At 74.0% G+C, this 10,434-nt stretch carries 10 protein-coding genes; 1 reads left to right on the forward strand and 9 read right to left on the reverse strand.

The features are described from left to right. Nucleotides 1–8 precede the first annotated feature (8 nt). Genes CTE05_RS02925 through CTE05_RS02965 form a run of 9 tightly spaced genes read right to left on the reverse strand, consistent with a single transcriptional unit; the run spans nucleotide 9 to nucleotide 8,356 of the window. The gene (locus CTE05_RS02925; RefSeq protein ID WP_146844618.1) at nucleotides 9–401 is read right to left on the reverse strand and encodes a PAAR domain-containing protein; all 393 of its coding nucleotides are present in this window, start codon (nucleotides 399–401) and stop codon (nucleotides 9–11) included. Between the two features lie 18 nt (nucleotides 402–419). Then, on the reverse strand, nucleotides 420–2,138 hold the full coding sequence (locus CTE05_RS02930) for a VgrG-related protein (protein WP_146844619.1): 1,719 nt from the start codon (nucleotides 2,136–2,138) through the stop codon (nucleotides 420–422). Next, nucleotides 2,135–2,815 (reverse strand): CIS tube protein, encoded by a 681-nt coding sequence (locus tag CTE05_RS02935; protein ID WP_146844620.1) that lies wholly within the window; start codon nucleotides 2,813–2,815, stop codon nucleotides 2,135–2,137. Before CTE05_RS02935 ends, CTE05_RS02930 begins: the two co-directional genes overlap by 4 nt. After that, complete coding sequence (locus CTE05_RS02940; protein WP_146844621.1) at nucleotides 2,812–3,246, reverse strand: phage tail protein; 435 nt, start codon at nucleotides 3,244–3,246, stop codon at nucleotides 2,812–2,814. Before CTE05_RS02940 ends, CTE05_RS02935 begins: the two co-directional genes overlap by 4 nt. A 13-nt stretch (nucleotides 3,247–3,259) precedes the next feature. After that, nucleotides 3,260–5,776 carry a hypothetical protein gene (locus tag CTE05_RS02945; protein WP_146844622.1) on the reverse strand — a complete coding sequence of 839 codons (2,517 nt, stop codon included), beginning with the start codon at nucleotides 5,774–5,776 and terminating at the stop codon, nucleotides 3,260–3,262. Next, entirely contained in the window at nucleotides 5,773–5,991 is a 219-nt protein-coding gene (locus tag CTE05_RS02950; protein WP_146844623.1) for a hypothetical protein, read from the reverse strand. The genes CTE05_RS02945 and CTE05_RS02950 overlap by 4 nt, the downstream gene beginning before the upstream one ends. Next, nucleotides 5,928–6,326, reverse strand: a complete 399-nt coding sequence (locus CTE05_RS02955; RefSeq protein ID WP_146844624.1) for a hypothetical protein — start codon at nucleotides 6,324–6,326, stop codon at nucleotides 5,928–5,930. The genes CTE05_RS02950 and CTE05_RS02955 overlap by 64 nt, the downstream gene beginning before the upstream one ends. 7 nt (nucleotides 6,327–6,333) lie before the next feature. Next, nucleotides 6,334–6,774: a phage tail protein gene (locus tag CTE05_RS02960; RefSeq protein ID WP_146844625.1), complete on the reverse strand. Its 441-nt coding sequence runs from the start codon at nucleotides 6,772–6,774 to the stop codon at nucleotides 6,334–6,336. Nucleotides 6,775–6,790: 16 nt separating this feature from the next. Further along, entirely contained in the window at nucleotides 6,791–8,356 is a 1,566-nt protein-coding gene (locus CTE05_RS02965) for a phage tail sheath family protein (protein WP_246123223.1), read from the reverse strand. A gap of 159 nt (nucleotides 8,357–8,515) precedes the next feature. Here CTE05_RS02965 and CTE05_RS20710 point away from each other — a divergent pair, with 159 nt between their 5' ends. Further along, nucleotides 8,516–10,432 carry an ATP-binding protein gene (locus CTE05_RS20710; protein WP_222595397.1) on the forward strand — a complete coding sequence of 639 codons (1,917 nt, stop codon included), beginning with the start codon at nucleotides 8,516–8,518 and terminating at the stop codon, nucleotides 10,430–10,432. The last annotated feature ends 2 nt before the right edge of the window (nucleotides 10,433–10,434 follow it).

Below are 10,434 nucleotides of genomic sequence, written 5' to 3' on the forward strand. Positions count from 1 at the left end.
GTCCTCCCTCACGACCCGACCAGGACGGTGGTCCCGGTGCCGACGACCGCGGCGGTCGGGGCGATGCAGGCCGTCACGGTGCAGCCCGTGTACGCCGCGGCCTTCCCGTCGAACTGCACGGTGCTGCTGCCGACGACGACCTTGGCCTCCTGCGTGGTGGGCACGAGCTTCGGGTCGCTCGGGTGCAGCCCGACGTGCGGCGGCACGTTGTACCCGCTGCTGTCCTTGACCGCGGCCGGCTTACCGCCGATGAGGACCGTCGTCGACAGCCCCATCGTCAGCGGGGCGGAGACCGGCAGCGGTGCGGGCGCGGGCATCGGCGCACCGACCGGCGACGGGACGAGGTGCCCGACGCACATGCCCATCACCTTGTCGCCCATGACGACTGCAGGAGATCCCACAGCAGCGCCCTCCTCGTCCTAGTTGAGCTTGATCGTCGAACCCTTGATGGTCACCGTGCTGCTGCTCTCGAGCGTCAGTCCCGAGGAGCCCTTGATCGTCGCGGAGCCCTGTGCCTCGACCTTGAGGTCGCCCTGCGTGGTCACCTCGGCGTTGCCCTTCGCGTCCACCTTCACGTCGCCCTCGGCGGTGATGGTGATCGACCCGTCCGACGTGGCCAGCACGACGCTCGCCTTGTCGTCGCCCGTGCGCAGCTCGAGGGTCTCCTCACCGGCCTTGTCGGACATGAGCAGCTCGTGCCCGCTGCGGCTGCGCCACACCCGGGTGGCGACGGCTCCGTCCGAGCCGACGGCGTCGTCCTTGGGTGGTGCGTCGACGCCGTTGTAGAGGCCGCCCAGCACGTACGGGCGGCGGCTGTCGCCGTGCTCGAAGCCGACCAGCACCTCGTCGTCCACCTCGGGCAGCAGCTGCAGCCCGCGGTCCGCGCCGGCGCCGAGCTGCAGGACCCGGACCCAGTCGGTCTCGTAGTCCTCGTCCAGCCAGGGGAACGTCACCTTGACCCGGCAGCGCTTCTCCGGGTCCGTCGCGTTGGTGACCAGCGCGACGACGAGCCCGCCCGGACCCGTCCGGCTCTGGCCGCCGCCGCGCACCAGCCCCAGCACGGAACGGTCGTGCGAGCCGCTGGCCGTGAAGTACGTGCGGTAGCTGCGGTCGTCCCACACGTGCTTCGCGCGGGTCAGCGTCACCTTGCCGTCGAACCGGCCGCCCGTCTGGCCCAGGCTCACCGCCGCACCCGCGACGAGGTGCGGGTCGCCGTCCGCCACCCCCTCGGCGAACACGTTGGTGCTCCCCAGGTGCTCGGCGCGCGCCGCGGCGACGGCGTCGCACTCCGCCTGCTGGCCGAGCGGGAGGTCGACCGTCACGCCGCGGGGGCTGCCGAAGAGCTCCGCGACCGACGCGGGCGTGTCCCGCAGGCTCGCCGTGCCCGTCCGGGCGTCGGTGGTGGCGACGAGGGCCTGCTTGGTCGACGTGTCCCAGCCGCGGACCTCCACCTGGGACACCTGCTGCGCGGCGGTCACCCGGACGGTCAGGCGCTGCAGGTTCTTGCCGGGGACGAGCTGGAGCCGGTCGGCCGAGTCGTACGCGCCGGGCGCCGGGGCGTCCGTCGCCGGCGTCGGCGACCGGAAGTGCAGCGTCGAGCCGATCACGACGACGACGCAGCCGACCTCCCGGCCCCGCCGCTCGAGGAACTCGATGTGGGTCTCGTTGACCTGCGAGACGTGCTCGTGCAGCACCGCGGTCGTCGCGATGTCGCCCGCCGTCAGCCCGACGTCCCGGGCGATCTGCTTCGCGATGTCACCGTCGGTCATGTTCTGGAAGCTCGTCGTGTGCAGCCCGTTGTACAGGCCGTACGAGCGGTCGTACGCCGTGACGGTGGTGAAGCCGCCCCGGTCGTCGTACTCGAAGCCGATCGCGTACACCACACCGTCGAACAGCGTGTCACCCGAGTTCTCGCCGACGCGGCCCGCCGTGATGGTCAGCTCGGCGGCGAGGTCCAGGTCGCTGTCCGCGAGCAGCTCGCGCGTCGGGTCGTCGATCACCAGCCGGCACGAGTCGGGGCCGTCGGCGTCCGTGTCGACGACGGTCGTGCGCAGCGCGGCGACGATCCGCTCGGACAGCTCGGCCCCGGCGACCTTGACCACGGGCCGCGCGCCGACGCTCGTGGCGACCGGGCTCATCGCACACCCGCCGCGAGCTCGGACACGTCGGGCAGGAGCAGCTCGCGGCCGGGCCGCAGCCGCGTCGGGTCGTCGATGCCGTTCAGCTCCGCGATGGCCCGCCACGCGCCCGCGTCACCGAACGTGGAGTGCGCGACCGAGTGCAGGCTCTCCTCGCGGCGCAGCACGTGCCTGCGGCGCGACGACTCCGAGCCCGACGTCGGGTTGGTGCCCTTGGGCTCCTCGGCGGCCGACTTCAGCGTCAGGTCGATCGTCGCGCGCAGCGGCAGCCCGTTGCGGTCGAACATCTCGCAGGTCACCTTGAGGTTCTCCAGGTAGCCGACGAGCGTCGTCTCCTTGTTGATCGACAGGACCCCCCACGTGAAGATCAGCTTGGGCGGGCCGCTGCCCGGCTGCGTCACGTCGGCGACCGTCGTCCACGAGACCAGCTGGTCGATCTCGGGCTGGATCCCCGTCGTGCTGCCCTTGCCGACCTGGTCGAGGAACACCTGCAGCGTCATCGACGTCGGTCCCGCACCCGTGAACTGCACGGGCGGGTCGTTGGCCTGGTTCGGGCTGCGGTTGTACTGGACGGCGCGCGTGAAGCTGATGGTCGTCGGGTTGAAGTGGAAGACGAGCTTCTTGCTGGTGTCGTCCTTCTCGGCCAGGACCGCCAGCGCCCGCTCCGCGCCGGTCACGACTCCTGCCAACCGTCGTGGGCGAACTCGAAGACCTCGGTGGCCACCTTGCCGCCCTCGGCCGCGAAGCTCGGACCCTTGTAGCTCACGGGCCACACGCCCTGGAACTCCCACGTGATCACGGTGACGCGGTTGTCGTTCATCGCCATGATCGCGGCGGTGTGCGCCTTGGTCGCCTGCCCCTTGGCGACCTCGCGGAACCACTCACCGAGCGCGCGCGTGCGCATCTCCACGGGTCGGGTCAGCTTGATCGTGCCGTAGGACAGGCGGCCGGGCAGGCGGTGCACGAAGCCGTTCTCGCCGCCCTCCGCGTACGTCTTGACCTCGTACTGCGCGCTCAGCCCGTCGATCGCGGTGAACGAGCCGATGTCGTGGCCGTCGATGGTCACGTCGAACCGCATGGTGTTGACGGGGTTGGTGTCGTTGGGCATCGCGGTCACCTCCTCATGCGTCCGGCCAGGTGCCGCGACGCTCGCGCTCGAGCATCAGGTCGGTGCGCAGCTTCAGCTCCAGGCGTTCCCAGAGCTCGTCCGCCAGCGCACCCAGGTCCTGCGCCGGTGGGGCCGCCGGCCCTGCGGCGACGACCTCGGCAGGCTGCTGCTGCGGCTCGGGCGCCCGCTCCGCCACGGCCGTCCCGGCACGTGCGACCTGCGGGGACGGGCTCTGCCCTCCCGGCGCGGCGAACCGGACCTCCGTCGGGTCGACGCGACGGGCGATCCCCGCCGCGACGGCGACCGCGCCCGCGTCGAGCGGGTCGGCCGGGGTGTCTGCGGACGGCGCGGGGACGGGCGAGCGGTGCAGGGTGTGGTCGGCGGCCACGCGTCCGGTCGACGCCGCGGGCGCGCCGACGGCCTCCGGGGCGGCGGGGGGCCAGCCCAGCCCGAGCGGGACGCGGGCGGCGGTGCGGACCGGAGCGCGCCGGACCTCCTCCGGCTGCGGTGCCGCGTCCGGGAGAACGCGTGCGACGGTCGCGCCAGGGACAGGTCGTGCGTCGGGTGCGGGGAGCCGGTGGGTGGTCGTCGGCCCCGGCGACGGGGCGGACGCGATCGTGGGCTGCTCCCGGCCGACGTCCGCGGCGACCGCGCGGGGCACGGCAGGCCCGGGCACGGTCGACGTCGCCGCCCGGGCGACGTCGGGCGTGCGCACCGGCGGGGCCACGGACAGGGTGCGTAGGGGGACGGGCGTCGTGGGGCGCTGCGCTGCCGGGGCGTCGGCGGGCCGGGGAACGGCCCGCGCGACCGGGGCGGTGCCGTCGGACGCGGTACGTGCGACGGGGGGCGTCGACGCGGCAGGGCGTCCGGACGGGGAGGCCGGGCTCGCGTCGCCCGGTGCCGCGCCGGCTCGCCCTGGTGCGGCCTGCCGCGCGACGGGCGCCGACGTCGGTCCTGCCGGGCGGTCCGGTCGCGGGGCCGTCGTGTCGGACGACCGAGGGACCTCGACCGCCGACGCTCCGGGCGCGGCGGCCAGCCGCCGGACCCGGGTCACCGGTGGGGAGGCCGAGCGGTCTGCGATGATCGGCACGGGAGCTCGTGCCACCGAGCCCTCTGCCGTCGACCGACGCGACGACGGCGGACCGGGGACGGCGCTGCTCGGTGCGGCCGTCGTCGACCGCGCGACCGCGGCAGAGCCGGTGACCGACCGGACCGTGTGCTCCGCACCGCCGGCGGTGGACCGCGCGACCGGGGCGGGCCTCTCGGCCGACGAGACCGTGTGCGCGTCGGCGCCGGTGGTCGACCGTGCGACCGGTGCCGATCCCGCCGCGTGCCGGTGCCCGCCCGCCGCGGACCGGGCGTCCGGTGCCGTCCCCGCCGCGTGCTGGTGCCCGCGCGCCGCAGACCGGGCGACTGGTGCCGATCCCGCCACCGGCGGACCCGCGTGCTCGTCCCCACCGGCCGCCGGCCGGCCGGCCGGCGATCCGGGGGGCACAGGGTGCACGACGGCTCGGGTCACCTTCTCGGCGGGGGCGGGAGCGACCGGAGACGCCGCGGACCCGGGCGTCGGGTCGACGGCGCGGTGCACCGGCGGCTGCAGCCCGGCGCGGACGGGTCGCCCGGGGGCGCGGGACGCGGTCGGCGTCCGGAGGACCGGCTGGGCACCGGCCGGGGTCGGCGCTGCGGGTGGGGGCGGAACGGGCGTGGGGGTGCGCGCCACGAGCGGCGCGGGCGCCACGGTCGGCGCGTCGGGCGCTTCCGTGGCGCGGTGGATGTCAGCCGGCGACGCGGTGGACGGCACCGGGGGGTCCGCCGCTGTGCGAGCGACGGCCGCCACGGGGCTCGTCGGCGGTGGTCCGGCGGGAGGCGGTGCCGACGCGTGTGGCGCACGCCGGACCGGGACGGAGGACGAGCGGGCGACCGACGGCGTCGGGCCCGACGCGAGCGGTGCTGGGGGTGCCGGGGGTGCCGAGGTGCGCGGGGCGACCGACCGTGCCGCCTGCCGGGTCGGCGAGGGCGGCGACGACGGTGCTGCGGACGACCGCGCGGCAGGCCCGCTCGTCGAACGGGCCGGCGCGGTGCTGCCCTCGGACGGCGTGCGAGCCACGACCGGCAGGACCGGGGGCGCCACGAACAGGTCGGACGAGGCGGCCGGCCCGTCCGTCGACCGCGCCACCACGGGCTCCTCCACCGCGGCGGCCGCCCGTCGACGGCGACCCACGAACCCGCGCCGGGGGGCGGGGGTGGGGTGCGGAGCTGCGACCGCGGGCACCGCGACGTGCGACACGAGCCCGTCGGCGTGCCCGCCCGGGTGCCGAGCAAGGGCGTGCTCGGGTGCCCGCAGCACCACGGGAGAGTCCTGCCGGGTCCCCAGCCCCCGGCTGAAGTCCGCGCTGCGCGCGACGGGCTGCAGCGAGAGCGCCCGGGGGACCAGCGGCGGCATCGCGTCCCAGCGCGGCAGCGGTGGTGCCGGCGGTGCGGGGGGAGCGGCGGGGGCGGCTGCCCGCGCGGCGAACGGCCAACGCCTCACTGCTCCTCCTCCACCTCGTCGACGATCCGGTGCGCGTACGCCAGGAAGTGGGCCCGGTCGGGGTGCTCCAGGTCGAGGAGCGTGTCGAGGGGCCAGTGCAGGACGGCTGCCAGGTACGCGACCTCGTCCAGCAGGTCAGCGGTCGCGTACGTCAGGATTCCCCCGGCGGACCACCCGCCAGGTCGACGGCGAACTCCTCGTGGCAGGAGGGGCACGTCACCGACGCGGTCGTGTGCCCCTCGGAGTTGATCCGGCGGTAGAGGTCCTGCAGGAACGCGAGGTCGGGCGTGAAGAGGTTCTCCACGACGGAGGGCGTGATCGACGTGACGTCTCCGAGGTGCGTGATCGTGCGCGCCAGCAGCAGCACCGTCAGGTACGCCTCGTTGTCGCGCACGCGCGGGTCGCGCAGCGGGACGATCTCGTCGCGCGCCCGGGCCAGGCGCATCGCGCCCGACCGGTGCACCCGACCCTCGTCGTCCTCGTAGCCGATGGGCAGCTCGAAGCTGAACTCGGTCTGGAGGGCCGCGGGGGCCGGCGTCGTCGTGCTCACGCGAGCCTCACGCCACCGCGAGGCCCTCGTGGACGAGCGTGACCTCTTCCACCGTGACCTCGGAGCCACCCGCCTGCAGCGAGCCGATGCTGATCTTCGACGGCCAGGCGTTGGTGATGTTGAAGCGCATCTTCTCGCCGCGCTCGTAGTCGTAGAGCACGATCGCGGCACCCCTGCGGGCCTTGTCGATCTTGCCCTCCTGGACCTCCTTGACCCAGGTCCACCACCCCTTGTCCGTGGTCATGCCGCGCTTGAGCGTGATGTCGCTGAACTTCTGCGCCGCGGGCAGCTTCTTCATCACCGGGATGCCCTTGGGCTTGTTCTCCTGGTGCTCGATCACGGAGACCTCGATGCTCAGGCCCGAGACCTCCTTGAACTGGGCGAGCGTGATCCCGTCGACCTCGATCTGCCAGGCGTAGTTCGCGAGTGCGTCCTCACCGATGGGCATGGTGATCGTCCTTCCTCTACTCCTGGACCGCGCCGCCGGTCGGCAGCTGGCTCACGCGGAACACGACGAACTCGGCCGGCTTCACGGGTGCGATGCCGATCTCGATGACCACGTACCCGGCGTCCACGACGTCCGGCGGGTTCGTCTCCTCGTCGCACTTGACGTAGAACGCCTGGTCGGGGGTCGCGCCGAAGAGGGCGCCGTCACGCCAGAGCCCCATGAGGAACCCGTTGACCGTGCGCTTGATCCGCTGCCACAGGTCCAGGTCGTTCGGCTCGAACACCGCCCACTGGGTCCCGCGCAGCACCGACGACTCGATGTAGTTGAAGAGCCGGCGGACGTTGATGTACCGCCAGGTCGTGTCGTCGGACAGCGTCCGCGCACCCCACACCGTGATGCCCCGGCCCGGGAACGCCCGGATCACGTTGATGCCCGCGGGGTTGAGGTCGTCGTGCTCGACGCGCGTGATGTTCAGCTCGACGTCCAGCGCACCGGCGACGACCTCGTTGGCCGGTGCCTTGTGCACGCCGCGGGTGTCGTCGTTGCGGCCCCAGATGCCCGCGAGCGCACCGCTCGGCGGGAACAGCCGCGCCCGCCCGGCCAGCGGGTCCCAGAAGGACAGCCACGGCCAGTACGTCGTCGCGTACGCCGACGAGAACCGCGTCTTCTCCTTGACCCACTCGAGCACCTGCTGGGCGTTCAGGCCCCGCGGCGTGTCGAGGATGGCGACCCGGTCCTTCTGCTGCTCGCAGTGCGTGATGAGCGCACCCTGCACGGCCTTGAACCCGTCGGCGTCGATCTGGCCCGCCTCATAGGCCGCCACGAGGTCCGGGACCGCGACGATCGTCACGTCGTCCAGCGCCTCCAGCCCGGCGATGCCGGACCGGGCGGTGACGTCCCCGAGGTAGTCGTCCGGGGTGAGCCGGGCCGGCAGGGACGCCCCACCGGAGAGCACCAGCTGACCGGCCGTCGGCACCCGCTCCACGATCGAGGAGCCACCGATCTCGCTGATCCGCACGAGCGTCGACTCCGCGAGCGCGTTCACCACGTTGTTGCCGCCTTTGCGCGGGGTCACCCCCTCGTACCGCTCGACGGTGTCGCCGCGCTGCACGACGAGCGTGAAGACCTCCTCGGCCGGCGGTGCCTGCTCGCCCTCCGGCGGCGGCTCCTGCTCGTGCTTCGGCTCGACGGTGACCGTGATCGTGTCCCCGGCGCCGCCGGGCTCCTTCGCCTCGATGCGGTAGACGCCCTGCCCGGCCTTGAGCGCACTGGTGAGCTCGGCGCTCGCGCGGGCGCCCTCGTCGGAGCTCAGCGACCCGATGCGCGTGATGTACGCCGAGCCGCCGCCGTTGTTGAAGTACTGGTAGACGGCGTTGGGCAGGTACGCCCCCTCGACCCAGGTGCCGAAGGTCGCGGTGTACTGCCCCCAGTTGGCGACCTTGATCGCCTGGTCGTACGGCCCGTCGGCGGTGATGCCGACGAAGGCCGCGATGGCCGTCCCGACCCCCTCGATGGGGCGCGAGCCGGCCGGCAGCTCCTGGATGTAGACACCGGGCGACCGGATGCTGCTCAGCGTGGCCATGGCGTTCCCCTCCGTCGACGTGTGAGGTCCAGCCTCTTCCCGCAGCATCGCCGCGCACAGGGGCCGGGCGCCGCGCCATCGCGCCGCGTCGCCTGCCCGATCGCGCACACGTGCGGGAGGTCCGCACCGTCGACGCCCCGGCTGCGCTACGACAGGGAGGTGACGCCCTGGGAGCGCTTCGCGGACCTGGTGCTGCAGCGGGAGGCAGCGCTGTGCCGCGTCGTGTCCGGGGTGCCCCCGCGGGACTTCGCCGGGATGTACGTCGACGACGAGGACCTGGACACGCTCCTGAAGTCGCTGCCCGGCCTGGACGGGCCCGACCCGGCCGCCGCCGCACCCGTCCGGGACCTGTTCGCGCCCCTGGTCGTCGCGGCGCGGCTCGCGCTGGCGGCGTGGGCCACCCGGAGCGACGACGTGCTCGCGCGCGTGTGCAGGCAGGCCGGTCTGACGCTGAACGACGTCGAGGCGCTCGCGCTGCTCACGGCCGTCGAGCTGAACCCGCAACGCCAGCGGGTGGCCGCCTACGTGCAGGACTCGGTCCAGCTGCCGCGACCCACCCTCGCCCTCCTCGCCCGCGTGCTGGGGTCGAGCGGACCGCCGTCCGTCGCACCCGGGTCGGCGCTGCGGGTCGCCGAGCTCGTCACCGTGGAGGACGCCGGGCCGTGGGCGGTGCGGATGTGCGGGGTGGTACCGCGGCTCGTGTGGGCGGTCCTGGGGGTCGACGCACCCGACCCCGACCTCCCCGCGCGCACCCGCCGCGTGCCAGGGAAGCGTCGCGCCCGCCGGTCGACCCCGACGGGTCTTCTGCTCGTGCACGGGGCCGACGCCGAGAGCCGCCGCCGCGCGGTCGGCACCGAGCTCGCGGGCCGTCCCGTGCTCGTGACCTCGGTCCCGCAGTCCCCGTCGGAGTGGTCCGCGGTCGTCCGGGAGGCCACGGTCGGCGGGGCCGCGGTGCTGCTCGAGGTCACGGCGCCGCCCGACGCCGTCGCGGCCGCACGCATCGAAGCGGCACCGCACCTCACGTTCGCGCTCTCGTCGCCCCGGGAGCTCCCGCTGGAGGCCCTGCCCGAACGCCCGTGGCGCGAGGTGCACGTCCTGGACGGCGAGGCGGGCCCGGAGGACTGGCTGGCCCGGACGGGCACCACCGACTCGCGGGGGGCACGCCTGAACCGCGAGCAGCTCCGGCTGGTCGCCGGTGGGGACCCCGCGGCGGTGCAGGCGAACCTGCGGCGGCTCGCCGGCGGGCACCTCGACGGTCTCGCCGTGCGCGTGCGCGCGCAGCGCGGGTGGGACGACCTGGTGCTGCCCGACGCGCAGAAGTCCCAGCTGCGCGAGCTGGTGGCGCGGTACCGGCGGCGCCGGACGGTGTTCGGCGAGTGGGGGTTCCCGGCGATCCCGTCCAGCGGCGTCGTCGCGCTGTTCGCCGGACCGTCCGGCACGGGCAAGACGCTCGCGGCGGAGGTCGTGGCCCGGGAGCTGGGCCTCGACCTGTACAAGGTCGACCTGTCGTCCGTGGTCAGCAAGTACATCGGGGAGACCGAGAAGAACCTCGAACGCATCTTCGCGGCGGCCGGCGCAGGTGACGTGGTCCTCTTCTTCGACGAGGCGGACGCCCTGTTCGGGAAGCGGTCCGAGGTGTCGTCGGCCCACGACCGGTACGCCAACATCGAGGTCGCCTACCTCCTGCAGCGGCTGGAGACGTTCGACGGCCTCGTGGTCCTGGCCACCAACCTGCAGCGCAACATCGACGACGCGTTCCTGCGCCGCATCGGTGTCGCGGTCAACGTGCTCGCACCCGACGAGGAGCAGCGCCGTCGCATCTGGCAGCTCGTGTTCCCGCCGGGGGCGCCCGTGGAGGACCTGGACCTCGACTTCCTCGCCCGCCAGTTCAAGGTGACCGGCGGGGTCATCCGCAACGCGGCGCTCGGGGCCGCCTTCTCCGCCGCGGACGAGGGCGGCCCCATCACGATGGAACGGCTCGTGCTCGCGATGCAGCGTGAGTTCGTCAAGCTCGGCCACCTGTCCACGGAGAGCGAGTTCGCCCGGTACTTCGACGTCGTGCGCTCGGGGCGCTGAGG

This window comes from Cellulomonas terrae (assembly GCF_007990265.1).
GTDB classification, from domain to species: domain Bacteria; phylum Actinomycetota; class Actinomycetes; order Actinomycetales; family Cellulomonadaceae; genus Cellulomonas; species Cellulomonas terrae.